The 26,701-nt window shown below is 69.1% G+C and carries 20 protein-coding genes and 1 pseudogene; 9 read left to right on the forward strand and 12 right to left on the reverse strand.

All coding sequences use genetic code 11. The features are described from left to right. Positions 1-376: 376 nt before the first annotated feature. Positions 377-541, forward strand: a complete 165-nt coding sequence (locus JOD27_RS17045) for a hypothetical protein (RefSeq protein ID WP_204763209.1) — start codon at positions 377-379, stop codon at positions 539-541. A gap of 7 nt (positions 542-548) precedes the next feature. Here JOD27_RS17045 and JOD27_RS17050 read toward each other — a convergent pair whose 3' ends face one another. The 3 genes from JOD27_RS17050 to imuA' are packed head-to-tail and all read right to left on the reverse strand — an operon-like array spanning position 549 to position 6,078. Next, a complete protein-coding gene (locus JOD27_RS17050) occupies positions 549-3,836 on the reverse strand; it encodes an error-prone DNA polymerase (protein ID WP_204763210.1) in 3,288 nt (1,095 codons plus the stop codon). After that, a complete protein-coding gene (locus JOD27_RS17055) occupies positions 3,836-5,338 on the reverse strand; it encodes a DNA polymerase Y family protein (RefSeq protein WP_307830164.1) in 1,503 nt (500 codons plus the stop codon). Before JOD27_RS17055 ends, JOD27_RS17050 begins: the two co-directional genes overlap by 1 nt. Further along, positions 5,335-6,078, reverse strand: a complete 744-nt coding sequence (gene imuA' / locus JOD27_RS17060; RefSeq protein ID WP_307830165.1) for a DnaE2-dependent mutagenesis accessory factor ImuA' — start codon at positions 6,076-6,078, stop codon at positions 5,335-5,337. Before imuA' ends, JOD27_RS17055 begins: the two co-directional genes overlap by 4 nt. 226 nt (positions 6,079-6,304) lie before the next feature. Between imuA' and JOD27_RS17065 the strand changes: the two genes are divergently transcribed. After that, positions 6,305-7,072 carry a hypothetical protein gene (locus JOD27_RS17065; RefSeq protein ID WP_204763211.1) on the forward strand — a complete coding sequence of 256 codons (768 nt, stop codon included), beginning with the start codon at positions 6,305-6,307 and terminating at the stop codon, positions 7,070-7,072. 67 nt (positions 7,073-7,139) lie between these two features. Here JOD27_RS17065 and purH read toward each other — a convergent pair whose 3' ends face one another. The 7 genes from purH to JOD27_RS17100 form a co-directional block, all read right to left on the reverse strand. Next, the gene (gene purH, locus JOD27_RS17070; protein WP_204763212.1) at positions 7,140-8,711 is read right to left on the reverse strand and encodes a bifunctional phosphoribosylaminoimidazolecarboxamide formyltransferase/IMP cyclohydrolase; all 1,572 of its coding nucleotides are present in this window, start codon (positions 8,709-8,711) and stop codon (positions 7,140-7,142) included. After that, a complete protein-coding gene (purN, locus tag JOD27_RS17075; RefSeq protein ID WP_275591716.1) occupies positions 8,708-9,325 on the reverse strand; it encodes a phosphoribosylglycinamide formyltransferase in 618 nt (205 codons plus the stop codon). Before purN ends, purH begins: the two co-directional genes overlap by 4 nt. Before the next feature lie 55 nt (positions 9,326-9,380). After that, positions 9,381-10,886, reverse strand: coding sequence for a cell division protein PerM (locus JOD27_RS17080; protein WP_307830166.1), 1,506 nt, complete (start codon positions 10,884-10,886; stop codon positions 9,381-9,383). A 136-nt stretch (positions 10,887-11,022) separates the two neighbouring features. Beyond that, positions 11,023-11,757, reverse strand: coding sequence for a DUF5336 domain-containing protein (locus JOD27_RS17085; protein ID WP_204763215.1), 735 nt, complete (start codon positions 11,755-11,757; stop codon positions 11,023-11,025). A gap of 225 nt (positions 11,758-11,982) precedes the next feature. Continuing rightward, a complete protein-coding gene (gene sucD, locus JOD27_RS17090) occupies positions 11,983-12,870 on the reverse strand; it encodes a succinate--CoA ligase subunit alpha (RefSeq protein WP_204763216.1) in 888 nt (295 codons plus the stop codon). A gap of 5 nt (positions 12,871-12,875) precedes the next feature. Beyond that, positions 12,876-14,042, reverse strand: coding sequence for an ADP-forming succinate--CoA ligase subunit beta (sucC, locus tag JOD27_RS17095; RefSeq protein WP_204763217.1), 1,167 nt, complete (start codon positions 14,040-14,042; stop codon positions 12,876-12,878). Positions 14,043-14,248: 206 nt separating this feature from the next. Then, positions 14,249-15,928 carry a hypothetical protein gene (locus tag JOD27_RS17100; protein WP_204763218.1) on the reverse strand — a complete coding sequence of 560 codons (1,680 nt, stop codon included), beginning with the start codon at positions 15,926-15,928 and terminating at the stop codon, positions 14,249-14,251. A gap of 135 nt (positions 15,929-16,063) precedes the next feature. On the opposite strand from JOD27_RS17100, the gene JOD27_RS17105 reads away from it, so the two are divergent. Together JOD27_RS17105 and JOD27_RS17110 are read left to right on the forward strand one after the other, a co-directional pair. Further along, positions 16,064-17,044, forward strand: a complete 981-nt coding sequence (locus JOD27_RS17105; protein WP_307830167.1) for an esterase/lipase family protein — start codon at positions 16,064-16,066, stop codon at positions 17,042-17,044. A 208-nt stretch (positions 17,045-17,252) separates the two neighbouring features. After that, entirely contained in the window at positions 17,253-18,041 is a 789-nt protein-coding gene (locus JOD27_RS17110; RefSeq protein WP_204763219.1) for a M23 family metallopeptidase, read from the forward strand. 1,030 nt (positions 18,042-19,071) lie between these two features. On the opposite strand, the gene pcrA is transcribed toward JOD27_RS17110, so the two are convergent. Then, entirely contained in the window at positions 19,072-21,390 is a 2,319-nt protein-coding gene (gene pcrA / locus JOD27_RS17115) for a DNA helicase PcrA (RefSeq protein ID WP_204763220.1), read from the reverse strand. 430 nt (positions 21,391-21,820) lie between these two features. On the opposite strand from pcrA, the pseudogene JOD27_RS47165 reads away from it, so the two are divergent. Then, positions 21,821-22,093: pseudogene (locus JOD27_RS47165) on the forward strand (chorismate mutase); the annotation flags it as partial. 18 nt (positions 22,094-22,111) lie between these two features. On the opposite strand, the gene JOD27_RS17125 reads toward JOD27_RS47165, so the two are convergent. Then, positions 22,112-23,164 carry an arginase family protein gene (locus tag JOD27_RS17125; RefSeq protein ID WP_204763382.1) on the reverse strand — a complete coding sequence of 351 codons (1,053 nt, stop codon included), beginning with the start codon at positions 23,162-23,164 and terminating at the stop codon, positions 22,112-22,114. Between the two features lie 70 nt (positions 23,165-23,234). On the opposite strand from JOD27_RS17125, the gene JOD27_RS17130 reads away from it, so the two are divergent. The 4 genes from JOD27_RS17130 (at position 23,235) to JOD27_RS17145 (ending at position 26,567) form a co-directional block, all read left to right on the forward strand. Continuing rightward, positions 23,235-23,561: a hypothetical protein gene (locus JOD27_RS17130; RefSeq protein WP_204763222.1), complete on the forward strand. Its 327-nt coding sequence runs from the start codon at positions 23,235-23,237 to the stop codon at positions 23,559-23,561. Between the two features lie 104 nt (positions 23,562-23,665). Beyond that, a complete protein-coding gene (locus tag JOD27_RS17135; RefSeq protein WP_204763223.1) occupies positions 23,666-24,502 on the forward strand; it encodes a hypothetical protein in 837 nt (278 codons plus the stop codon). A gap of 173 nt (positions 24,503-24,675) precedes the next feature. After that, the gene (locus tag JOD27_RS17140; protein WP_204763224.1) at positions 24,676-25,491 is read left to right on the forward strand and encodes a hypothetical protein; all 816 of its coding nucleotides are present in this window, start codon (positions 24,676-24,678) and stop codon (positions 25,489-25,491) included. Between the two features lie 167 nt (positions 25,492-25,658). Next, on the forward strand, positions 25,659-26,567 hold the full coding sequence (locus JOD27_RS17145; protein WP_204763225.1) for a hypothetical protein: 909 nt from the start codon (positions 25,659-25,661) through the stop codon (positions 26,565-26,567). The last annotated feature ends 134 nt before the right edge of the window (positions 26,568-26,701 follow it).

Genomic DNA, 26,701 nt, shown 5'->3' on the forward strand with positions numbered 1-26,701 from the left:
CAAGCCATTTCCAGTCGTCCTCACCAATTCGACCTCGGAACGATCCCAGCGTCGGCTCACTGGCGGCCTGCACTCATCCCCCCGGATGTCGGTCGAAGCGAACGCGTGACACCTTGACTCATTCCGGAGGAGGATTTCTAGCTACTACGGCGTACGGTCTTCTTTCGTCGCCGAACGGTTACCCACTTCAGTCCTCCTCCGGCACAACGACCGAAATGGTCGAACATCCTATGATCACGCGATTAACTGTGCGTCACTTGACACAGAGTCCTTGAGTCACGCGACGCGGTGAGATCAGCGCCCGGACGCCATCCTGGGACAAGCGTCGCCCTGCCTGATGCGCAGCCGTTGCCCCCCAGCTCGAGGAGCGTGTCTCATGATCGTTCTGTGCAAGATTTCCAAGATGGTCCAAGCGATCCTGCTGTCGTTCATCATCGGCCTGGCGGCGGGTTTCCTGCTCTCACAAGGAGGAGGAGCGACTGGGTTGCACCAGCAGGCGCTGATCAGCCACGTCTCAGACGTGCCCACCCGGCACGCGTGACCAGCGATCAGCGGAAATCGCGTGACCGGGACGGGATCCGCAGGTCGAGGTGCTGCAACCGGTCAGCCATCAGGCTGACCACGCCCTCCGCCGACTCGACCACACCCCGCACGAGCATCGCCCCGCTGCTGCGCGCCACCCTGCGGTACCGCGCCCACAACCCCGGCGAGCACACGACGTTCACCATCCCGGTCTCGTCCTCGAGGTTGAGGAAGGTGACGCCGCCCGCCGTCGCCGGCCGTTGCCGGTGGGTCACCGCGCCACCGACGAGCACCCGAGTTCCCGGTTCGACCGAGGACAAGGCGGCGGTGGTCAGGGCGCCCATCGAGTCCAATGTGGACCGTACGAACTGGGTCGGGAAGCTGTCCGGTGACAACCCGGTGGCCCACACGTCCGCCACCGCCAGCTCGACATCGTCCATACCCGGCAACGAAGGCGCGTCCACCCCGACCGTGGTGCCCGGCAGGCGGTCGGGGCGGATCGCGGCCACCGCGCCCGCCGCCCACAGCGCCTCACGGCGTTCGAGGCCGAAGCAGGAGAAGGCGCCCGCGGTGGCCAGGGCCTCGACCTGGGCCGTAGTCAGCTGCACGCGGGAGCCGAAGTCCTCCATGTCGCGGAACGGTTGTGCGGCAACGATTCGTGCGGCGTCGGCGGTGCCGATCCCGCGCACCTCCTCCAGTCCGATGCGGACGGCGTTGGCGCCCTCGAAGCGCTCCAGGCTCGCGTAGGGCAGCGACGCGTTCACGCACGGGCCGTGCACGGTGACGCCGTGACGGCGGGCGTCGGCCACCAGGGACTGCGGTGAGTAGAAGCCCATCGGCTGGGCTCGGAGCAGGGCCGCGCAGAACGCCGCCGGGTAGTAGAGCTTGAACCACGCGCTCACGAACACCAGGTGGGCGAACGACAGCGCGTGCGACTCCGGGAAACCGAAGTTCGCGAACGCCAGCAGCTTCGCGTAGATGCGACCGGCCAGCTCGTCGTCGATGCCCTGGGCGTGGCAGCCCTCATAGAAGCGGTCGCGCAGGCGTTCCATGCGCGCGGTCGACCGCTTGGCACCCATCGCCCTGCGCAGTTCGTCGGCCTCGGCGGCGGTGAAACCGGCCACGTCGACGGCGATCTGCATCAGCTGTTCCTGGAACAACGGCACGCCATAGGTTTTGCGCAGCGCGTTCTCCAGCAGCGGGTGGTCGTAGTCCCACTTCTCGGTCTCGTTGCGGCGCCTGATGTACGGGTGCACCGAACCGCCCTGGATCGGGCCCGGCCGGATCAGCGCCACCTCGACGACGAGGTCGTAGAACGTGCGCGGCTTCAGGCGCGGCAGCGTCGCCATCTGCGCGCGGCTCTCCACCTGGAAAACGCCCACGGAGTCGGCTTTCTGCAGCATCTCGTAGACGCGGGGATCGGCAAGATTGACCTCACCCATGTCGACGTCGACGCCTTCGTGGTCGCGCACGAGGTCGATGGCGTAGTGCAGGGCGGAGAGCATGCCGAGGCCCAGCAGGTCGAACTTCACCAGGCCGATCGACGCGCAGTCGTCCTTGTCCCACTGCAGAACCGTGCGGTTCGGCATGCGTGCCTTCTCGACCGGGCACACCTCGCTGACCGGACGGTCGCAGATCACCATGCCGCCGGAGTGGATGCCGAGGTGGCGCGGGAAGTTCTCCAGCTGCGCGGACAACTCCAGCACCGGACGCGGGATGTCGCAGTCGTCGGTCGTGGTCGTGAGCGGGCCCCACCTGTCTATCTGCTTGCTCCACGCGTCCTGCTGGCCAGGCGAATGGCCGAGGGCGCGGGCCATGTCGCGCACCGCGGAACGGGCGCGGTAGGTGATCACGTTCGCGACCTGCGCGGCGTGGCGGCGGCCGTACTTGGAGTAGACGTACTGGATCACCTCCTCGCGGCGGTCGGACTCGATGTCGACGTCGATGTCGGGAGGTCCGTCGCGGGCAGGGGCGAGGAAGCGTTCGAAGAGCAGGTCGAAGCGGACCGCGTCGACGTTGGTGATGCCCAGCGCGAAGCACACCGCGGAGTTCGCGGCGGATCCCCTGCCCTGGCAGAGGATGTCGTTGCGCTTGCAGAAGTTCACGATGTCCTGCACGACCAGGAAGTAGCCGGGGAAGCCGAGCTGTTCGATGATCTTCAGCTCGTGCTCGATCTGCCGGTGCGCCTTCTCGTCGTCATCGGCGTATCTGCGCCGCGCGCCCTCGTAGGTGAGCTTGCGCAGCCAGGTGCTCTCCGTGTGACCGGCCGGCACGTCGAACGGCGGCAGCTGCGGCGCGACCAGCCTCAGATCGAACGCCAGCTGCATGCCGAGCAGCGCGGCGTTGTGCACGGCACCGGGGAAACGGCGGAACCTGTGCCACATCTCCTCGCCGCTGCGCAGGAACGCGGCGGGTGACGGCGGCAGCCAGCCCGCCATGTCGTCGAGGCTGCTCCTCGCGCGCACAGCGGCCATCGCGGCGGCGAGCCTGCCCCGGCTCGCGGTGGCGTAATGCACGGCATTCGTTGCCACGACCGGAAGTTTGAGCTGCTGCGCCATCGCGAAGAGGAGGTCGTTGCGCCTGCTGTCCTCCGGCAGGCCGTGATCGGTCAGCTCGACGTAGACGCGGCCGGAACCGAACAGGTCGGCGAGCCGCGCGATCTCCCGGTACGCCGCCTCCGGTCCCTCCCTGGTGAGCGCTCTGCGGACGGTTCCCTTGCGGCAGCCCGTGAGCACCACGACCTCACCCTTGGTGTCCTCGACGATCTGGTCGAGGTCGTAGACGGGTTTGCCCTTCTCCGCGTCGTCGTGGAGGTGGCCGGTGGTGAGCGTGCGGCACAACCGGTGGTAGCCGTCCTGCTGACGTGCGAGGAGGAGCAGGTGATCGCCCTCGGGATCCGGTTCGCCGTTGGCGGGCTTGCTGAGCCCGATGCTCAGCTCGGCGCCGAACACCGTGTGCATCCCGAGTTCCTTCGCGGCCTCGGCGAAGCGGACCACGCCGTACATGCCGTCGTGGTCGGTGATCGCGATGGCGTCGAGCTTGAGCCGTTGCGCCTCCTCGACGAGCTCCTCCGGGTGGCTCGCGCCGTCGAGCCAGCTGAAGTTGGAGTGGCAGTGCAGCTCCGCGTACGGCACGCGCTTGCGGGTGACCGCGAGCTCGTCCACGCGCAGCTCGAACCCCGGCGGCGCGGTGTAGCGGTCGCGGTGCCGTGACCACCCCGGACCGTCGCCGCCGTCGGGTTTCTGCTCGACGGGCTTGCCGGAAAGAGCGCGTTCCAGCTCCTTCCAGCGGACCGGCGGGTTGTTCCAGCCCATCAGTCGTACACCCCTTCGATGAACCACCTCTGGTCCCTGCGGATCAGCAGGAACGCCTGGTCCTGCGTCTGCACCTGGATGCGCGCGGCCCGGTGCGGGTCCGGCGCCCACCACCGCTCGTCGACCGGCCACGGCCCGGCCCACGCGGTCACTTCCTGCGCTTTTCCATTCACGACAAGGCTTTTGGGCCGTGCGGTGAGTTCGAGGCGACCGGTCACGCCGATCTCGTTGCCGTCCGCGTCCCTCAGGTCGGCGGGGTCGTCGGCGAGCGTCGCTGGTGCCCTGGTCAGCCGGCCGGGCCAGGGGTGGTCCGGGTTCTGCAGCGGCACCCGTTCGTCGCCCCACGGCACGAGCCTGACCTGTTCCCGCGGGCCTCTGCCGCCGTCGAGCACTGCCGTGAGCACGCCGTCCGGGCCGAGCAGGCCCTGGACGTGCAGCAATGCCCGCACGGCACGTTCGTCGTCGTGGCCCCACAACCCGAGCTGGAGCGCCGTGCCGTTGACGACCTCGACCGGTTCGAGGGTGAGCGTCCTGATGCCGGAGGTGAGGCGTTCGCGGGTGAGCCAGCCGTCGAGCTGCCAGCGCACGCGGTCCGCGATCCCCCGCGGTGTCAACGGTTCCGCGGCCCGCCACACCCGGTGCAGCTCCTCGTCGTTCTCGGTGCGGGCGTGGATGCCGAGCCTGGTGCACGCGAGGCCGCGGTTCGCGAGGTTCTCGTGCAGCCGTTCCGAGAGGATCTTCGCGGCGAACGCTGCCGAGTCGATCCGGTCGACCGGGTCGTCGAAGGTTTCCGTGACGGCCAGCTCCGGCGCGGGTCTGCGCTTGTCGAGCGGGCGTTCCGGCAGGCCGCGCGCGAGGCGGTGCTGTCGCGTGGCCGGGCCGCCGAACCTCGACGTCACTGCGTTCTCCGGCACGTCCGCGAACGCCCCGAGGGTTTTCAGGCCGAGTCTTCGCAGCAGGTCGACCAGTTCTGGAGCGTCGAGTTCGTGCACGCCCAACGGCCTGAGGAACTCCGCGGTCCGGTTCGGCGGGACGACCACGTTGCGGTGCGCGGCCTTCGTGGCGGCGAAGAGGCTGTCGGCCACCCCCACCTGCGCTTCGACGTTCGTCTTCGCGGCGATGTGGTCGACGATGCGTTCGGCTGCCTGCTCGGCGGAGGAGAAGTAGTTGACCGGGCCGCGCGCCGGCACCGCGACCAGACCCGGTTGCACCACCTCGATGCCGGGCGCGAGCTCCTCGACGGCCTCGGCGACCGGCTCGAAGAACCTGGCGTCGCGCTGCGGGTCGTGCTCGAACGTCACGAGCTCGGGACACATCGCCTCGGCCATGCGTTTGCGCATGGCCCTGCGGATGCCCTCGGCGCGTGCGACGGCCGAGGTGGACACGATCTCGTTGCCGTCGAGCACCGCCACCGGCACGTGCTGGCTGGTGCCGGTGGCGGTGCAGGCGGCGACGACTGGCCAGTCAGGGCACCAGACCGCGAGCAGACGGGTGTCCCTCACGCAGGACGACCCCAGGTTGTAGCCCGCCTGGCGGCCAGCTCGTCGACCCGGTCCGGACCGGCATCAGCCGGCTCGTCGGACCGGGCCGGTTCGCCGGCCACCAGCGGGAGCTCGATCTCTTCTTCGCCGAACGTCAGCACCATCTCCCGCGGCTTGCCCGCGGAACCCCTGCCACCGCTGCGCACGCTGATCTGCTGACGCCGCAACGTTTCCGCGCCGTCGTCGAGCGGGTTCCAGCGCACGGACTCCGCGGTCAGCTCCACGTCGGCCGACGGCCAGGAACCGAACGCGATCAGGACGGCACGGCGTTGGCGCGCGCGGGCCGTGAGCCGGCGCGCGAGGGAAGGAGGTAGTGGGCACGCGACGGCCACCAGGTCGATGCCGTCCAGCAGAGCAGCGATGACGGGGCCGGGATCGGCGCCGGGACGTGGGACGAGTGCCAGCCGCTGCACCGAGACCCCGAGCTCGGCCGCGGCCAGCACGCCCACCTGCGGAAGGCCGACCACGGCGGCCCAGCAGCCGTCCGCGGTCGCGCCCGCGAGCAGGGCGAGCAGCAACGATGTCGATCCGCCCACCGACACCGTGCTGCCTCGCCGCAAGCCGCCCCACGGCAGCAGGCCCGCCAGTTCCCCGCGAACCGGCAACACCCGCCCCGTGGCGTGGTCGGTGGTGGTGCTGGTCAGCTCGCTGGCCGGGTTCACCCCGAGCGCGGCCAACGACGCCGTTGCCGACCTGGACACTCCACCCACCTCCCGTCTCGGACCGTGCGCACCCCTGTGCACGACCGCCGCGGGAAGTTCGGCGACTTGCTATTCGAACTCTTGTTCGAACGAACGGGATGATCGTAGCGCGCGCTCACACCCCTATGTCAATGCCGTGGCGTCACTCTTTTGGGGGACAGGCTCACGGCGCCCGGCAAGGTCATCTACGGTGGCCCGATCACCCGGATAGTCGAGGGGAAAGCCGGTGAACCAACCACCCCCACACGGCTGGCAGCAGCAACCGCCACCACCGCAGGGCTGGCAACAGCAGCAACCACCCGGCGGCTGGCAGCAGCAACCACCACCACCCGGATGGCAGCAGCCCCCGCCCGGTTACGGCTACCCGCCCCAGCCACCCAGAAAGAAGAGCAAGGCCCCGATCATCATCGTGTCGATCCTCGTCGGCCTGCTGGTGCTCGGTGGTGGCGGCATCGCGCTCGCCTTCTACCTCTACGCCAACAGGGACGGCGGAAGTCCCAAGCGCGACAACGCGCTGCCCGCGTTGTGCGGCAACATCTCCGAGACCGCACTGGCCAAGGCGCGCACGACGAACCCGAACGGGCTCGGCTCGTCCCAGCGGGACCTGCCCACCGGCAAGCGCACGTCCTGCTCCTGGGACCAGGCCAAGGGCATCGACGGCAAGGGGTTGCGCAACACCAACGTCGACGTGACGAGCGGGCTGGACGACGCGAGGAGCGAGTACCAGCAGCAGGTCCAGCAGGCCACGGCCGGCAACCGGAGCACGCCGCAGCTGAAACCGCTCGACGGCCTCGGTGACGAAGCCACCGCCGTGCTGCTGGACTCCACGTCGGCCTACATGGACCTCACCATCCTCGTGCGCAAGGGCGACAAGGTGATCGTGGTCAACTACCTCGGCTGGGACGTGGGCATCTTCAGCCCGAAGAAGCCGAACGTCGCGGAGTTCGAGGCCGCGGCGATGGGCATGGCGCAGGAGATGGTCGCCAAGCTCTGACCGGAAACGATGAACGGCGCATTTGTTCACCTGAGCCGAGGTGGACAAATGCGCCGTTCATCGTTGTTCAGTGAGCGAAGTGGCGGGTGCCCGTCAGGTAGAGGGTCACGCCGTGCTCCTCGGCCTTGGCGATCACCTCGGGGTCGCGGACCGAGCCGCCGGGCTGCACGACCGCGCGCACGCCGGCCTCCAGCAGCACCTCGAGGCCGTCGGGGAACGGGAAGAACGCGTCGGACGCGGCGACCGCGCCCTTGGCCCGCTCACCCGCGCGTTTCACCGCGAGGTGCGACGAGTCGACCCGGTTGACCTGGCCCATGCCGACACCGACCGTGGCGCCGTTGTCCGCCAGCAGGATCGCGTTCGACTTCACGGCGCGGATGGCGCGCCACGCGAACTCCAGGTCCGCCAGCGTCTTCTCGTCCGCGGGTTTGCCGCACGCGAGCGTCCAGTTCGCGGGCGAGTCACCGGACGCGTCGATGGCGTCACGCTGCTGGAGCAGCAGGCCGCCGGACACCGGACGCATCTCGGCACCACCGCGCTGGGGCGGTTCGGCCACGAGGATGCGCACGTTCTTCTTGCGCTGCAACACCTCCACCGCACCGTCCGCATAGGACGGAGCGATGACGACCTCGGTGAAGATCTCCGAGACGAACTCGGCCATCTCCACGGTGACCTCGCGGTTGGCCGCGATGATGCCGCCGAACGCGCTGACCGGGTCGCACTCGTGCGCCTTGCGGTGCGCGTCCGCGATGCTCACCTCGGACACCGCGATGCCGCACGGGTTGGCGTGCTTGATGATCGCGACGCACGGCAGCCCGTGGTCCCACGCGGCGCGCCACGCGGCGTCGCCGTCGAGGTAGTTGTTGTACGACATCTCCTTGCCGTGCAACTGCTTCGCCGACGCCAGGCCCACGCGGCCGTCGCCCTGCGTGTAGATCGCGGCGCTCTGGTGCGGGTTCTCGCCGTAGCGCAGCACGTTCGAGCGGTTCCAGGTCGCACCGACCCAGCCGGGGAAGCCCGATCCCTCGTCGTCGGGAGCGAGCACGTTGCCGATCCACGACGCCACGGCGACGTCGTAGGTCGCGGTGTGCCGGAACGCGTCCGCGGCCAGCTTCTGCCGGTCGGCGAGGGTGAAGCCGCCCTCGCGGACGTTCTCCAGCACCCAGTCGTAGCGCGCCGGGTCGACGACGACCGCGACGTTCGCGTGGTTCTTCGCCGACGCGCGGACCATCGCGGGGCCGCCGATGTCGATCTGCTCGACGCAGTCGTCGGGGGAGGCACCGGACGCGACGGTCTGCGTGAACGGGTACAGGTTCACGACCAGCAGGTCGAACGGCGCGATGTCCATCTCGCGCAGCTGCTCGGCGTGCGATTCCTTGCGCAGGTCCGCGAGCAGACCGGCGTGCACGCGCGGGTGCAGGGTCTTGACGCGGCCGTCGAGGCACTCGGGGAACCCGGTGACCTGCTCGACCGGCGTCACGGGGACGCCCGCGTCGGCGAGCACCTTCGCGGTGCCGCCGGTGGACACGATCTCGACTCCGGCCGCGTGCAGGCCGGTGGCCAGTTCCAGCAGGCCGGCCTTGTCGGAGACCCCGATCAGGGCCCGGCGGACCGGTCGCCTCTCGGCAGGAGTGGTCACGGAATGCTCACCTTTCGTCCGTTCACGGTGCAGCCCTCGCGGGCCAGCCTGCCGACCGTCTCGACGAGCAGCCGGCGTTCGACGACCTTGATGCGTTCGTGCAGGGTCTCCTCGGTGTCGCCGGGTTCGACGACAACGGCCTCCTGCGCGAGGATCGGCCCGGTGTCCACGCCCGCGTCGACCAGGTGCACGGTCGATCCGGTGACGTGCACGCCGTAGTCCAGGGCGTCCCGCACGCCGTGGGCGCCGGGAAACGCGGGCAGCAGCGCGGGGTGGGTGTTGATCATCCTGCCGCCGAAGCGCGCGAGGAACTCCGGGCCGATGATCTTCATGAAGCCGGCCGACACCACGAGGTCGGGTTCGTACGACGCGACGGCCTCGGTCAGCGCGACGTCCCAGGCCGAGCGGTCGGCGTGGTCGCGCAGCTTGACGACGAAGTGCGGCACCCCGGCGCGTTCGGCGCGCTTGAGGCCCTCGATGTTCTCGCGGTCGGCGCCGACCGCGACGACCTCGATCGGGAGGTCGGCGTCCAGCAACGCCTGCATGAGGGTTCCGGAACCGGAGACGAGTACGACGACGCGCGCCGGTGTGGGAAGCCGAAGTTCGGTGCTCAGCGTCTACTCCTGGTCGTGCGGCGGTGTTGCAGCAGCTCAGGGGCAGCCTATGACGTCACCGTTCCGGCTTGCCGTCCAGGTCCTCCTCCGGCTCCATGCCGAGCATCTCGTCGAACTCCGCGTCGAGGTCTTCCTCTTCGTCGACGGGCTCTTCTTCGTCGTCCGCAACGTCTTCTTCGTCGTCTTCTTCATCGACGACGTCGTCTTCGTACTCGTCTTCGTCGTAGTAGTCGTCGTCATCGAGGTCTTCCTCGACCTCGAACTCGTCGGAGTCCACGACCTCGAGCTGCTCGAACTGCTCGGTGAGCTCGTCGTCCTCGAACACGACGTCTTCATCGACCGGCTCCTCGTAGTCCGGCTCGACGAACTCGGCGTCGTCCGCCACGGCCGCGGCCTTCACGCGCGATCCGGCGAGCCACGCCACCAGCGCACCGGGCACCAGCACCCACAACGCGACCAGCAAGGCGAGCAGGCCCGCCGGCACCGTCACGGGGTCGAACGCGCCGGACGCCAGCCGCCCACCGGCCGTCGCGGCGAGAACCAGGCTGCCCACGGCCGCGGTGATCGCGGCGACCAGCACCGCGCGGAACCGCGAGGCGGGCCGGTCGGAGATCTTGCGGCAGGTCCAGCCGACGAGCACGCCGATCAGCGCGGCCCCCACCAGCACGACCGGGCTCCACACGGACTGGCTCTCCGGCATCGCGGCCAGCAGCGGTACCGAAGGCACCGGGCCGCCGACGAACCGCATCGGCGTGACCTCGACCCCGCCCAGCGAGAAGCCCGCGCCTGCGACGTAGGAGAACCCGGCGATGATCGCGTTCGGCAGATAGCCGAGGCACAGCAGGAACACACCGAGACCGACACCGAGCGACGGACCCGCCCCGGCGAACAGGCCGCTGGTCGTGGGCCACGAGGCCGCCAACCCGGCCGCCACCGCGAGCGCACCCACGCTGACCAGCGCGAACAGCGCCATGAACCCGGCTCGGATGCCTTGCAGCGCCACCGGGTCGAGCTTGTCGAACACCATCTCGACCAGCCCACAGCGGCGGGCGACACCGAGCGTCGCGGCGAGACCGGACACGGCGGCACAGCCGAAGAACGCCACGGCAGGCGTGGCGCGTACAACGCCCTCGCCCATGAGCAGCGCGATCGTCCCGCCGACGACCGCGTGCGCGCCGGAGATGCTCAGCACGACACCGCGTGCCTGAAGTGGTTCGTAGAGGCCGAGCCGGTCCGCCGTGCCCGCGGCGGTGCGGCCGATGAGCAGCATCAGCAACGCGGTGGGCAGCAGCGGCAGCACGCCGAGCTGACCCGCGTCGAAGCGCAACGGCACGTGGTGCGCGGCCAGCCACGCGGGTGCGGCGGCGCTCAGCACGCCGGCCGTGGAGAAGTCGGCGTACGTGGCCGTCGCGGAGATCAGGGCGAGCACCGCGGCCACCGCCGCGTACCCGACGACCACCGACCCGACCGCGGCCGCGACGAGCACGCGCACACGTTCGGAGCGCGAGAACTCCGGCGGACGCACGGTCGCGACCTCACGGGTCACATCGCGTTGCAGCACGGGCACTTCTCCACTGTGTCAGGCGGACTGGTCCGTTCGACGCAGGCACGCCGGGTCATACGACTGGGGTGGTGCCGGACGCGCCGGCACCACCCCAGAAAGAAGTTCAACACAGCGGTCGAACGGTGTGCGGACCTTACTGCTGCGGTCCGCCGAAGCCGCCGGGCGGCGTGCCCGGCGAGCCGAACTGGCCCGGCTGCGGCATGAAGCTCGTCTGCTGCGGCGGCTGGCCCGGCTGTTGGGGCTGCTGCGGCTGCTGGCCGAACTGCTGCTGGCCGAACTGCGGCTGGGGCTGCTGCGGCTGCTGTTGCGGAGCCTGCTGCTGGGGCGCACCGTGCTGCGGGTGCTGGGCCTGCTGCGGGAAGGCACCCGACTGCGGGTTCCAGCCACCGGGCTGGCCCGGCTGACCCGCGTACGGGTTCGCGGGCTTCGGCTCGAACTTCACGATGCCCTCGGCGAGCAGGAAGGCGAGCACGACCGCCGCGGTCTCGAGCAGCGCGACGATGAGCAGGACGATGTCGAGGCCCTGCACCGACGGCGACTTGATGATGCCCTGCAGCTGCAGCAGCGTCTGCACGGCTGCCAGGAGCGCGGCGACCGGGACGAAGCCCTTCGGGATGCTCGGCAGCACCGAGAGGCCCGCGAGGATGCCCGCGGCGAGCAGGTACGTGACGTTGCCGCTGCTCACGTCATCCGCGAACGCGACGAGGTAGGCGACGAGGCCGAGAGCCGCCGCAGCCAGCGGGAGGATCAGGCCGAGGTTGATGTTGTTGGCTGCGGGAACGCCGGGGGCGCCGTGGGCCTGATGCGGTGCCTGGTGCTGTGCCGGACCCGGCGGCTGCTGTTGGGGTGCGCCGTAAGGCACGGACATGACGAGGTCTCCTCCTCAACCAGGGTGCGTCGGACGACGCTAGCAGTGTTCGTTTGCCGCTCCTGCGGAGGCGGCGGCGAGTTCGTCGAGAAGCCGGCACGAACTCGCGGTCCTGCACTGACCGGTAAGACGATGAACCGATCATGCCGGTTCCGCCAGACGAGCGAGGGCCGGACTCCGAAAGTACTCCGGAATCCGGCCCTGAGGTTGCTCAAAACCGTCTGTTCAGAGGTTCTGCATGATCTCGCGCATCAGAGCGGCGGTCTCGGACGGCGTCTTGCCGACCTTGACGCCGGCGGCCTCGAGGGCCTCCTTCTTCGCCTGCGCGGTGCCCGCCGAGCCGGAGACGATGGCGCCGGCGTGGCCCATGGTCTTGCCCTCGGGGGCGGTGAAGCCCGCGACGTAGCCGACGACCGGCTTGGTCACGTTCTCCTTGATGTACGCGGCCGCACGCTCCTCGGCGTCGCCGCCGATCTCACCGATCATCACGATCGCGACGGTCTCGTCGTCGGCCTGGAAGGCCTCGAGGGCGTCGATGTGCGTGGTGCCGATGATCGGGTCGCCACCGATGCCGATCGCGGTGGAGAAGCCGAAGTCCCGCAGCTCGTACATCATCTGGTAGGTCAGCGTGCCGGACTTCGACACCAGACCGATCTTGCCGGTGCCCGCGATGTTCGCGGGGATGATGCCGGCGTTCGACTTGCCGGGGCTGATGATGCCGGGGCAGTTCGGGCCGATGATGCGGGTCTTGTTGCCGGTCGCGACGGCGTGCGCCCAGAAGTAGGCGGTGTCGTGCACCGGGATGCCCTCGGTGATGACGACGGCCAGCTCGATCTCGGCGTCGATGGCCTCGACCACGGCGGCCTTCGCGAAGGCCGGCGGCACGAAGATCACGGTCACGTTCGCGCCGGTGGCCTCCATGGCCTCCTTGACGGAACCGAAGACCGGGAGCACGGTGCCGTCGAAGTCGACCTTCTCGCCGGCCTTGCGCGGGTTCACGCCACCGACGATGTTCGTGCCGGACGCGAGCATGCGCTTGGTGTGCTTGGTGCCCTCGGCACCGGTCATGCCCTGGACGATGACCTTGCTGTTCTCGTTGAGGAAGATAGCCATCGTTCTCAGACCCCCGCAGCCGCGAGCTCGGCGGCCTTCGCGGCCGCGTTGTCCATCGTGTCGACAACGGTCACCAGCGGGTGGTTGGCCTCGGCGAGAATCCGGCGGCCCTCCTCCACGTTGTTGCCGTCGAGGCGGACGACGAGCGGCTTGGTGGCCTCGTCGCCGAGGATTTCCAGCGCCTTGACGATGCCGTTGGCCACGGCGTCGCACGCGGTGATGCCACCGAAGACGTTGACGAACACCGAACGCACGGCCTCGTCGTGGAGGATGACGTCCAGGCCGTTCGCCATGACCTCGGCGGACGCGCCGCCACCGATGTCGAGGAAGTTCGCGGGCTTCACGCCGTACTGCTCACCGGCGTACGCCACGACGTCCAGGGTGGACATCACGAGACCGGCGCCGTTGCCGATGATGCCGACCTCGCCGTCGAGCTTGACGTAGTTGAGGCCCTTCTCCTTGGCCTTCGCCTCGAGCGGGTTCTCGGCGGCCTTGTCGACCAGCTCGGCGTGCGCCGGGTGGCGGAAGGAGGCGTTCTCGTCGAGCGTGACCTTGCCGTCGAGCGCGACGATCTTGTCCTGCGGGTCGCGGACCAGCGGGTTGACCTCGACGAGCGTGGCGTCCTCCGCGACGAAGGTCTCCCACAGCTTGACGATCGTGTCGACGACCTGGTCCTTGACCTCGGCCGGGAAGTTCGCGGCGTCCGCGATCTCCGTGGCCTTGGCCGCGTCGACACCCTTGATGGCGTCGATGTGGATCTTCGCGAGGGCCTCGGGCTTGGTGGCCGCGACCTCCTCGATGTCCATACCGCCCTCGACGCTCGCCATGGCGAGGAACGTGCGGTTGGCACGGTCGAGGAGGAAGGAGAAGTAGTACTCCTCCGCGATGTCGGAGGCGGGCGTCACCAGCACGCGGTGAACGATGTGCCCCTTGATGTCCAGGCCGAGGATGGCGGTCGCCTTCTCCTCGGTCTCCTCGGCGGTGGAAGCAAGCTTCACACCACCGGCCTTGCCGCGGCCGCCGGTCTTGACCTGGGCCTTGACGACGACAGCCTGGCCGAACTTCGCGGCGATGGCCTTGGCGTCAGCGGGGTTGGTGGCCACATCGCCCGGCAGTACCGGGACGCCGTGGGCGGCGAAGAGGTCCTTCGCCTGGTACTCGTACAGGTCCACTCGGGTCTCCTGCGACGTCGGTGTCGGAACACCGCGCCTGGGTGGTCCTCAAGGGGCCAAGCGAACCCACTTGACGCGGCTGGGCCCAGACACTATCGAGCTGCGGCTGCTGCTCGCACGCCACCGTCGGTGAGGTCGGTCTCAACGGCGGTGAGGTCGATCACGCGTGCGCGCGTATAGAGGTGAACGCGTGCGCGACGACACTTTCAGCGGGTCGCGCGTGCCCCCATCAGGCCCGCGGCGACCAGCAACGCCGCCACGGACGCCAACGCGAGCCACGTGCCGGGACTCGCGACCGCGCCCGCGACCTTCTCGCCCGTCAGCGGCAGCTCCAGCGCGCGCACGCCCATCAGCAGCACCCCACCGGCGAGAACGGCGGCGCCACGGGCCGGCCTCGATCGCAGCGCGACGACCAGGCCGATGACCAGGACCACGAGGGACGAGAGCAGGGCAGCCGAGACGACCGGAGCGCTGCCCGGCACCAGCGTCGCCGCCGTGTAGTTGTCGCCGCGCACGGTCGGCAACGCGAAGGCGCCCGCCGCGAAGAGCCCGGCCAGCAGCACCGCGCCCAGTTCGGCGACCGGTACCTCCTGCCGTTTGCCCGTCTCGGTCTCCTCCCGCTCGACGGCTCCGGCGAGGCCCGCGCAGACCAGCGCCAGCAGGCCGAGCGGGATCTCGGCGATCATCAGCCAGAAGCCGGCGCCCGGCTGCGCGATACCCGCCTGGCTCGCGGCGAGCACCGGCTCGGTCGCACCCGCGGCGGCGAGTTGCATCGCGAGGTGGCCGAAGAGCAGCGCCGGGCGCACCGCCGCGGCGGTGGACGGCACGAACAACGCCAGCCCCAGCACGCCGAACGCGAGGCCTGCCGGCCAGAGGAGGTTCGCGGAGACCAGGTCGGGTGCTTTCCCACCCGTGGTGAGGACGAGCTGCGGCAGGACCGCGCCCAGGAGCATCGCGACCGCGGTGAGAACGGTGAAGACACCCGCCGCCACGTGCATCCGCCGGATCGACGGCAGCGCCAGGTCCTTGGTCTCGTCGCGCTTGCCGCGCAGCAGTCGTACCAACCTGGCCAGCAAAGGAAGGACCGGCAGCAGCAGCGCGGCGAGCAACGCGATCACCGGACCAGCGCTGATGCCGAGGCCGGTCGCCACCGTGCCCGCCGCCAGCCACGGCAGGACGACGGACACCAGCGCGAGCGACACGCCGAGCACGCCACCCTCGCGGGTGTCCGGATCCGGGGAGCTGGCCGCGAGCGCGGTGGCGAGCGGCGCGGCGAGAGCCAGCAGCAGCCCGCCCGTCAGGCCGAGCACCGGCAGGTCCCACGGCCCGCGGTCGAGCTGGAACGGGTCTGTCGAGGAGAACGGTTTGCCCAGCAACCCGACGGTCGCCCAGAAAGCGATGATCACGTGCAGCGCCAGCAGACCCGGCGGTTCCGACTCGTCCGCGGGCATGCCGGCGCGACCGGCGGACAGCAGCCCGCCCGCCACCGTCAGCACGTGCCCGGCGATGAGCACCCACAGCCCCGTCGAGGGCGTGACCGCGATGAGAGTCGTGGGCCGGAACAGCTCCGGCCGCGCCACGGCCATCGGGGCGAACGCGATCTGGAGGTCGCTCAGCAGCCGCCCGAAGGCGAACACGCCCACCGCGGCGATCAGTCCCGCCGCCACGAACGGCCTGCCGCGGATCAGCAGCACACCCGCGACGACCGGCGGAAGGAGTGCGAGAAGGGCGAGGAGCGGCCACGACGTGTAGGCGGGCTCCGCGCCGTCGACCACGCCGAGCAGCGGGCCGACGGTGAGGAGGAGACCGCCTGCCGCGGCGAGCGCCCACGAGATGCGCAACCGGGAGGCCGCCGGGGTCTGGTTCTCGAGCTCGGTTCGAGTCATCGCGGGCGAACCTAGCAAGACCGATGTCAAGTTCTCCGTCACCGGGCACGACCTACTGAGACGAAATTCGTTCGCATGTGGAAAAGACGCGCCGGGTACTCCTTACCGGTGAGTTCATCACTTACCGTCGCTGATGTGAGCGATAACAGCCGGTCGTGGATGACGCGTCTGACCGACGCTGTTCTCGATCGTGCCGGGTGGGGCGTGCACACCGCACGCGACGTAGCCGAAGAGGTCAAGGTCGCGTTGCGCGCCATGGCCACCCCCGGCGGCCTGCGCGGCGTCGCGATGGAAGCGGCCTGGTTGACCGCCCACGCCGTGCTCTACCCGTGGGGCGCCATCACCGAGCAGCTGCGCCACGACGGCCACTTCCGGCAGTACAGGACCGACGTCCTGCCCCCGCGCCAGCGCGGTCTGGTGGTTTCGGCGATGGACGCGGCGGGCACCCCGATCGTGTTGGTGCATGGCATCGGGGACAACCGCTCCGCCTTCGCGGTGCTGTCGGGGGCACTGCGAAGGCGGGGCTTCGGGGTCGTGCACGCCATCAACTACAGCGTGCTGACGGCGTTGACGGGGGATGTCCGCCGCTCGGCCGCCCTGCTCGGAGCGCACATCGAACGGATCTGCGAGCAGACCGGCGCAGATCAGGTGCACGTCGTCGGCCATTCGCTCGGCGGTCTCATCGCCAGGTATTACGTGCAACGGCTGCACGGCGACGCACGCGTTCGCACTCTCGTGACCCTCGGAACGCCGCACAGCGGCACCCTCGCCGCCTATCTGCTGCCGACGCCGCTGACCAAGCAGCTGCGTCCCGGTTCGGAACTCCTCGAGGAGCTCGCCGAGCCCTGCCGCCCGTGCCGCACGCGCTTCGTCGTGGTGTGGTCGGAGATGGATCAGATCATCGTCCCTCAGCGCAACGCCCGGCTGGAGCACTCCTCATTGCTCGTCGAGGAGCACCAGATACGTGATTCAGGTCACCTTTCTTTGCCAGTTGACACGAGGACCCTTCACGTAGTTGTGACAGCCATCACCCGATCGGACGACTCAGCCGGTCACCCCATCGCCGCTGGCGGTGAGGCGTGTCGCCCACCCGAAGTGACCGACGGTCACAGTTGACAGTTGAAACCAGCTGGTTGCCGCCTGTTCGGACGACATAACGAACTGGGGTTTGCCCTCCGAGGCTCCCCGCCGTTACTGTCCCCCGGTCCGTTGTCACGGTCTGATCACAGAAGGACACCGAGTCAGAACCCCGAATCCTGGCTCACCGGGAATCCCCCGCCCGGCAGTCCACAGATCAGGCTCCCCGAAGGCGGAAGGGCAAGCTTTGAGTCACCACCGCTCCCCCGGCGGCCATGAACGCAGTGCTGCGCTCGATGAGGCGGTCGACCGCGCCTCAACGCGCACCGTCAGCTCCCACCGACTCCCCCCGCCACCGTCGGCGCTCCGCGGACGCATCGTCGTCGCCGCCGTCGCAGTAGGCGCTTTCGCCGCAGCAGGCGCGGGCCAGACCCTGCAGGCCGCTGCCAAGGACAGCAAGGACGTCCAGCTCGCCAACCACACCGACGGCGCGGCCACGTTCACCGGCCAGGGCGGCGACACCGCCTCGGCCCCCCAGATCCTCGCGGTCTCCAAGACCACCTCCGAAGGCTCAGCCGAAGCCGCCAAGCTCCTGCGCAGCCAGCAGCTCACCACCGAGCGCGAGGCCATCGAGGCCGAGAAGAAGCGCCCGAAGTTCGTCCGGCCCGCAGCCGGTGAGTTCACCTCGGGCTACGGCGGCCGCTGGGGCGTCATGCACCTCGGCATCGACATCGCCGGCCCCATCGGCACCCCGATCCTCGCCGCCGCCGACGGCGTCGTGATCGAGGCCGGGCCCGCTTCCGGGTTCGGACTCTGGGTTCGCGTGCAGCACGAAGACGGCACCATCACCGTCTACGGGCACGTCAACGACTTCATCGTCCGGGAAGGCCAGCAGGTCAAGGCCGGTCAGATGATCGCCCACATGGGTAACCGCGGGTTCTCCACCGGGCCTCACCTGCACTTCGAGGTGTGGAACCCCGGTGGGCAAAAGATCAACCCTCTTACTTGGCTGAACGCTCGCGGCGTGACTGTCTGATTCGGCTTTTGCTGAACTACGGCTCAGTAGCTTTCTGACGGGCCCGACGGGGTTGGCCCGGCCCCCGAGGTGGGTTGCGCTGTTTTGAGGCTTAGGGGCGCCTCAGGGGCCTCGGGAGGCTCAAGCGTTGCTCTAGTGGGGTTCCAGCGACGCTGTCGTGGCCTTCACGGGGACGTGCATGGGCGGTCATGGCGGATGAAGTACGTCGTTGCCACTCGCCAGACCGAGCACATGTGTTTTCGCCATCTCGGGCCGCAGGCTTTGCAGGCTCCGGAGTCGGTTGGCGCGTGCTGGGTCAGCAGGGTGCGCCAGGCGGCGATCAGTCTTGCCGTTTCCGGGGACTCCAGCTTGGCCAGGGATGCGAACACCCGTTCGTGCAGCAGCTGGGCCAGTACGTGATCCATCGAGAGCGCTCCCGCGGGTGGTGGTCCTCACGCGGATGATGATGCTCTCCGGGTCTGACAATTTTTGGGGCTGCGGGCCGGCTGGGGCTTCCGCTGGGGTCTCGTACTGGGCTTCCACTGGGCCTGAGCTGGGCTTCTGCTGCGTGGATTTTTGTGAGGCAACTGGGGTGGATTTTGTGTGGCCGGACCGCTCTCCCGTTCGGTCCGGCCACATCTCGCCGCGAAGTCAGGCCCCCGCCGTCACTTCGCTCCCCTTGTCGGCAGGCTGCTCCCCTTGCCTTGGACCGCCCCGAACGTTCCTTGGCTGTGCTGCTTGCGACACCCACATAGACGTACGAGGTGGCTGGCCGTTGCGCCGGTTTTCAGACTTTCTGTGAAATTTCTGTTCTTGGGGGGAAGTTGCTGGTCAGGGGCGTCTTGGGGTTCGCGTCGGTTGGGTGGGTCGTCCGCCTGTTGCGTCGGCGGGTGCCGGTTTCGTGGTTTGGGCGGCTCGCGGTTGCGTGGGTGGTTGCGGTTCCGGGTGGGGTGGGTCCCGTCCACGAGCCGGGCCGGAGCCAGCCCCGTATGCCAAGACCGCTCGGCTCCGCCTTCGCGTTGCCTCGCCTTCGGCCTCGCGAGACGTCTGGTCAGAGCTTGGTCATCGGGACGCTGCCGATCAGCATCAGGCGGACTGTGCCCGAGCCGCCGAAGTCGATCGTCGCGGTGGCTCGCAGACCCGCGCCGTCCACTGCCACCACGCGGCCCAGGCCGTACTTGTCGTGGGTTACGCGGTCGCCCACTTCCAGTTTCAGGGCTGGGGCGTCTTTCCAGCCCGGCTTGCCTGGGGCTGGGCGGGACAGGCCTCGGGAGGCTATGCCGCCGCCTGAGGAGGCTGAGCGGCCCCAGGTTGTGGCGGCTGCGGGGGCCGAGCGGGAGGGTTCTACTCGGCGCCAGTCGATCAGGTCTTGGGGGATTTCGCCCAGGAAGCGGGAGGCCGGGTTGGCTGAAGGTTGGCCCCAGGCCGAGCGGACCAGAGCCCTGGAGAGGTAGAGGCGGCGTTGGGCCCGGGTGATGCCCACGTAGGCCAGGCGGCGTTCTTCTGCCAGTTCGGCTGGGTCGCCGAGGGCTCGCATGTGCGGGAAGACGCCGTCTTCCCAGCCCGTGCTGAAGACGACCGGGTATTCGAGGCCCTTGGCCGTGTGGATGGTCATCAGGGTGACCACGCCGTCGGACTCGGCGTCCGGGATCGAGTCGGCGTCGGCCACCAGGGAGACGCGTTCCAGGAAGGCCGGGAGGGAGGGGACCGGGTCGGCGCCTTCCGGTAGCTCCAGTTCGGTGAACTCGCGGGCTACCGTGACCAGCTCGTTGAGGTTTTCGATCCTGGTGTGGTCCTGGGGGTCCTCGCTGGCTTCCAACTCGGCTCGGTAGCCGGTCTTTTCCAGAACCGCTTCGAGGATGCCGGCCACGTCGTCTTCGCGTTCGACCATCTCGCCGAGTTGGTCCATCAGTTCGACGAAGCCCGCGATGGCGTTGCGGGAGCGCGGGTTCAGCATCGGGACGCGGTCTTCCACGGCCTCGCGGAGGGCGGCGGCGAAGCTGATGCGTTCGCGTTCGGCGTGGGCGGCCACGCAGGCTTCCGCTCGGTCGCCGATGCCTCGTTTCGGCACGTTGAGGATTCGGCGGAGGGAGACCGTGTCTTCGGGGTTGGCCAGGGTGCGGAGGTAGGCCAGGGCGTCGCGGACTTCTCGGCGCTCGTAGAAGCGGACGCCGCCCACCACCCGGTACGGGAGGCCCAGGCGGATGAAGATTTCCTCGAAGACGCGCGACTGGTTGTTGGTGCGGTAGAAGACGGCGATCTCGGAGTTGTTGACGTCGCCGCCGTCGACCAGGCGGTCGATCTCGTTGGCCACGAAGGCCGCTTCGTCGTGTTCGTTGTCGGCCACGTAGCCGACGATCTTCTCGCCCTCGCCGAGGTCGGACCAGAGGGTCTTGTCGCGGCGGTTGGGGTTGCGGGAGATCACCGCGTTGGCCGCGGTCAGGATGTTCTGGGTGGAGCGGTAGTTCTGCTCCAGCAGGATCGTGGTGGCGTCCGGGTAGTCGCGCTCGAACTCCACGATGTTGCGGATCGTGGCGCCTCGGAAGGCGTAGATGGACTGGTCGGCGTCGCCCACCACGCACAGTTCGGCCGGGGGGATCTCGCCGCCCGCCCTGCCCACCAGCTCGCGCACGAGGGTGTACTGAGCGTGGTTGGTGTCCTGGTACTCGTCGACCAGGACGTGGCGGAAGCGGCGGCGGTAGTGCTCTGCCACGTCCGGGAAGGTCTGGAGGAGCTCGACGGTCCGCATGATGAGGTCGTCAAAGTCGAGCGAGTTCGACTCGCCCAGGCGGCGCTGGTAGACCGTGTAGACCTCGGCCACGCGGCGTTCCAGGTCGTTGGTGGCCTGGGCGGTGGCGGTCTCCGGGTCGACGAGCTCGTTCTTGAGGTTCGAGATGTGCACGGCGAGGGTGCGGGCCGCGTACTTCTTCGGGTCGAGGTCGAGATCACGGGCGACGAGGGTGATGAGCCTGCGCGTGTCGTCGCTGTCGTAGATCGAGAAGTTCGACGACATGCCGAGGGTCTTGGCCTCGCGGCGCATGACCCGCACGCACATCGAGTGGAACGTCGACACCCACATCGAGCGGGCGCGGGCGCCCACCATGTCGGCGACGCGCTCCTTCATCTCCGCGGCGGCCTTGTTCGTGAACGTGATGGCCATGATCTGGCCGGGGTGCACGTCGCGTTCCGCGAGCAGGTAGGCGATCCGCCTGGTGAGGACGCGCGTCTTGCCGGAGCCGGCGCCCGCCACCACGAGCAGGGGCGAACCGGCGTGCTCCACGGCACGGCGCTGCGCGGGGTTCAGGTCGTCGAGCAGGTGGCCCGCGCGGGAAACGGGGGGACTTGAGGGCAAGTCGAACAAGGCGCTCATCGTCCATCCACGGTACCGGGCGGCACCGACAAATCAGGTACCGCCCGACCATGTGTTCGATCAGAGCGGAGAACTCACCTGGTGCGGCTGGCCGACATGGGCGTTGTGTCCGCCCGTGTCCGCGTAGATGTCGATGCTGTCGTTGTGGTCCATCAGGGTGTACGTGCGGACCGTCAGCAGTCGACACCTGTTCTCACGGAATCCCGCGCTGCGACTTCCCACCTGGTGAGCCCTCTCACCCGCGGGCTTGGCGGCGACGAGCGGTTCTGTGCAACACTGCATCCGTGCGCGCGACGTTCTTCGAGTTTTTCTACGGGATCCGGACTCCGGCTCCCGTGGTCGTCTAGCGCTCGACAAGCCACCACGAAGCCCCGGAGTCCTCGGATTCCGGGGCTTCGTTCGCTTCCGGACCAGGACTCGAAGAGTCGAGAGGTCACCAACGATGGACAGCACCACCACCGCACCCGACATCAACGAGCTGCGCCAGGAGATCGACCACCTGGACGCCGAGATACTGCGGCTCATCCAGCGCCGCGTCGAGGTGTCCAAGATCATCGGCGCGGCGCGGATGGCCGCCGGTGGGACGAAGATCGTGCACAACCGCGAGATCGACGTCCTCAACCGCTACAAGCCGCTCGGTCCCGAGGGCAAGGACCTCGCGCTCATCCTGCTGAAGATGGGCCGCGGCCCGCTCGGCAGGTAGGAAGCCCCCGGCCCGGCGTCACAGCACGCCGGGCCAAAAAGGCTTCAGGGCCGCGCGAACGCGGTCGAAGTCCGCGTCCACGAGCTGGGAGTCGTCCGGCACGTAGGCCAGCGGGTCTTCGAGCAACGGTTCCGGCAGCCGCAGCAGGCCCTCCACCAGCGAGTGCAGGCAGAGCGCCGAGTACCCGCGCAGGTAGCCGCCCTCCTGGGTGAGCACCACGCGTGGCCCGAACGACGCCACCCGGCGCCCGATCTCGCGATAGCCGGCGGCCGTCAGGTTGTGCCGGCCATTGGGGTCGAACGCCGACCCGTCGAACCCGGACGCGCACACCAGCAGATCCGGTGCGAACTCGCGCAGCAGCGGGAAGGCGATCTCGTCCAACGCGCGCAAGTACGCCGTGTCGCCGGCGCCCAGTGACAGCTCGATGTTCACGTTCCGCCCGTCAGCGCCCACCTCCGACGGCGCACCGGTTTGCGGGTGGTTGGTGCCCCACGAGCCGTGCCGCATGTGCACGGAGATGGTCAGCACGTCCGGACGGTCGTAGAAGACCTCCTGCGTGCCGTTGCCGTGGTGCACGTCCCAGTCCAGCACCGCGACCCGCATCCCTTGGCGCCGCGCGGTTTCCGCCACCAGCGCCGCGTTGTTCACGAAGCAGTAGCCGTCCGCCATGCCCGGCTGTGCGTGGTGTCCCGGCGGACGGACGAGCGCGTACGCGAGCGGTGCGCCGGATTCCAGTGCCGCCAACGAAGTGCCCGCCGCCGCGCACGCCGCACGCCACGTCTCCGGCCCCACGACCGTGTTCACTTCCAGCGCCACACGCTCAGACACGCGCAACGAGTCCAAGTACGAAGCCGAGTGCACGCGCAGAAGCTCGTCAACGGACGCATGGCGTCCCTCGTGCCACCTCAGGTGCGAAGCCACCGGGCCGTGCGTCAGCGCGTGCCGGAACGTGCGCAGCCGTGCCGCGTTCTCCGGGTGCGGCTCGGCGACGTCCAGCCACGGCCACGAGCCGGGCAGCTCCCACAGGCCCTCGCCGGCGTCGTGCTCGAGGCAGTCGTCGTGCCAGAACATGTCCACCCGAACCGGATATCAGGGCGATCACGGATGGTCCACCGGAAAAATTCGGAGGCACACTGGACGCATGGGCATCATCGCCGTACTGATCGCCATCGCAGGCCTGCTCGCCGCCTTGGCGCACGACGCTTACCTGGCCATGCTCGGTTCGGCCGCGAACAGGAAGGGCCTCGCCGGAGCGCCCGTCGCGCAGTTCGTGCGCAGCCGCTGGAAGACCGCGGTCCTGACCACCGCCGGTGCGGCGATCGGCCTGCTCATCACGGGTGGCGACTCAACCCCCGCCGACGTGATCGGTGCACTGATCGCCGGCGGCAGCGGTCTCGCGGCCATCAACGGCGTGCAGCGGACGCACAAGCAGCTGAACAGCGGTCAAGCCCAACTGCCTCCGCGATAGGAATTTCACACAATCGAGTGTCACTCGTCCTGAAATCGTCCTTTTGGTTGGTTCGGTGCGTCCGTACGGCCCTACCCTGATTCCGTCGCAGAGGGGTGTCGGGGATGGACGAACAGCCGGGCAAACATCGTCTCGACGACGGTGCCGCGCCACCACCGCGTCCCGCCGTCGGAGGCGACCGCATCCCACTGCCCCGCGGCCGCCAGATCGACCCGCTGCAGGACACGGACGGCCTGCGCAAGTTCAACATCGGCCTGGTGCCCGCCTCGGTCACCCCGCCGCGCACGTGGAAGCGCGCGGCCTGGTTCGCCGTCATCTCGTCGGTGCTCGTGCTGGTCGGGTTGAGCGTCGCCGCGGCCAAGCTCGTCGGCGGCGGTGGTGAGGTCGAGACGATCGGCCTGCCCGGTTACCCGTCGGACGTACCGCTGATCTCCACGCTGCCCACCGGTGGCACCAGCCCGTCGGTCACCAGCGTGAAGACCACAGCCGCGAACACCGGCAGGGGCGCTCGCGTGCCCGGCACCGGGTCCAGCGGTGCGCCGGGCGGCAGCGAGCGGTCGGCCACCGACACCAAGCCGTCCGGGTCGGTGCCCGTGATCACCACCGTGCCGGTCACCAACGCGCCTGTCGTCGACGGTTCCAAGATCACCCAGCAGACCGAGCACTTCTACCACGAGATGGCGACGAACGCCGACACCGCGCTCGCCATGACCACGGACACCGTGCGCTCGAACGCCGGTGCGTTGCTGGAGGGAAGGCTCGCCGACATCTCGCTGATCGAGGTGAAGGAGATCGTCGTCGACCCGAGCAAGGGCCTCACCGTCAGTCTGCTGCAGGTGACGAAGAAGGACGGCTCGGTCAGCACTGAGAAGCGCGAGCTGAGCTTCACGCCCGGCGACCTCCCCTTGATCAACGGTGAACGGTTGAAGCTCGGCGGCTGAAGTGGCTAAAGGTCACGTCGCGAGTTACCGACCGTAGTAAGTAGCACCATCGAGCGAATCCCGAGCACCGCTGAACGCCACGGTCGGATGAAGTCCACCGAGATGCTGGCGTCGTCACGCGTAGCCACGGTACGTCTTCTGGTGACCACGGACAGTACGGGAGGACCAGGCCAGTGCAGCGTCCCGCGCCGACCGGGCGGAGACACACCCGCGCCGGCTCGATCAGCGTGGCTGAGCTGATCAAGCAGCAGGCGAGCCCGATCCGCATCCCGTCGAACGAGGAAGCCGCCACCGACGCTCTCGTCGCCTCGCTGCTCGGCCCGACCGACAACATGACGGTGACCACGGCCACGATCCCGGTCGTCTCCCGCCGGCGCCGCCGCATCCGCAGGAGCCGCGTCGCCAAGGCCGCAGGGCTGCTGACCGGCGCGATCGTGCTGGTCTCCGCTGTCGCGGGCGCGGCGATCCTCGCGGGCAAGCGCCCGGCGAACACCGGCATCCCGATCACCGAGCGTCCTGTCGCGCTGTCCGGCGCGAGCGCGTTGCGCCCCGACGTCCTGTCGGCACAGCTGCCGAACGAGAACAAGCCGCAGCGGACCGCCGCCGACGCCCCGCTGCCGCAGCCGCCAGAGTTGCTGCTCGAGACGCCGGAACCGACCACGCCGGAGGTCTCGGTAGGCCCTCAGCCGCAGGTCGACGTGGTGCGCCGGTTCTACGAGCTGCTCACCACCAAGCCCAGCTCGGCGGCCAAGCTGCTGTCACCGGACCTGGTCGGGAGCAACCCGAAGGAGTTCGTCGAGTCCTGGGGGCTCATCAAGACCGTCAACGTCGACCAGATGTCGGTCCGGCCGGACGGATCGGTGCTCGCGGTGGTGTCGATGCAGGAGCTCGACGGCAGCTGGCTGCGCGTCGAACAGCTCTTCCGGCTGACCGACACGACCCAGCCGCGGATCATCGGCACCGAGGTCCTTTCGGCCCAACGGAGTTAGGCCGCACCCAATTGGGTATCGCCGTTCGCAGTCGAACGGTGACCGCTCGTCGCGAAAACCTAGTTCACGACGTGAAAATTCCCCCGAAGGGGTTACATCTCGGGTCACGATTCGGTATCCATGTTCCCGCCAGTGCGCAGACGCGAACTTGGAAGGGTGAACGAGCGGTGTCGATTGAGGACCATCGTCGGCGGCTGAACGGTTCGGCTGAGTCGACCGGCCAGCTGTCCGTCGCCGAGCTGATCGCCCGCCGCGAGGCGGAGACCGTGCAGTTCCCGGTGATCACCGACGACATCACCCCCGAGATGTTCGACGAGCCCGACGAGCCGACTGTCAAGTTCAAGTCGGTCAAGGCACCCGGCAGCAAGCCCAAGAAGCAGCCCATGAAGGAGCTGCACATCACGGAGCTGCTGCGCCGTGAGGGTCGCGCGGACGACACGCAGCGCGGCGGCTTCACCGTCGGCAAGCTGGCCGTCGCGGCCAGTGGTGGCGTGGTCCTCTGCGGCTCCGTCGCCTTCGCCGCCTCCTCGTGGCTGTCCCCGACCGACGAGCGCCCGCTCGCCGAGGTCCGGTTCGACGAGCGCGCCCAGGCCCGTGGCGCCAGCGCCGGCACCGAGGGTGTCGTGAAGCTGCCGTCGAACAAGACGCAGCAGGAAGACACCACCGAGACCCAGCAGAGCGACCCGACGACGAGCCCGACGACGCGCGTCGCCCCGTACGTCCAGCAGCAACAGCAGCAGACCCAGCAGCGCCCCACGCAGCAGACTCAGCAGCAGACCCAGCAGCCGACGCAGCAGCCGACCTCCGAGACGCCGACGGCCAGCACGCCTTCGTCGTCCACGCCGTCGACCACTCCCAGCCAGCCGAGCACGACGCCGTCGAGCGACTCGCCCAAGCCGCCGCCGAGCTCGTCCTCGACCAAGCCGAGCAACAGCACCGCGCCCAGCACGTCGAACCCGCTGCCCACGCCGTCCAACCCGGTCGACGTCAGCGTGAACCTCGGCATTCTCGACCCGGTGCTGAGCACCGTCGGCAGCACGGTGGGCGGTTTCGACTTCTTCGCTCCGGCGAAGTGAGGCACAACCGGTAGCTGCAGCAACCGTCCACGGCAGGGGTACCCTGTGCGGGCAATTCCGGACGACCGCTGACTACCGCACGAGGAGCACGAGCGTGGGACCTGCTGCCGCAGCCGCAGTCACGCTGTCCTGCA

The sequence above is a fragment of the Lentzea nigeriaca genome (assembly GCF_016907955.1).
In the GTDB taxonomy this organism is placed as follows: domain Bacteria; phylum Actinomycetota; class Actinomycetes; order Mycobacteriales; family Pseudonocardiaceae; genus Lentzea; species Lentzea nigeriaca.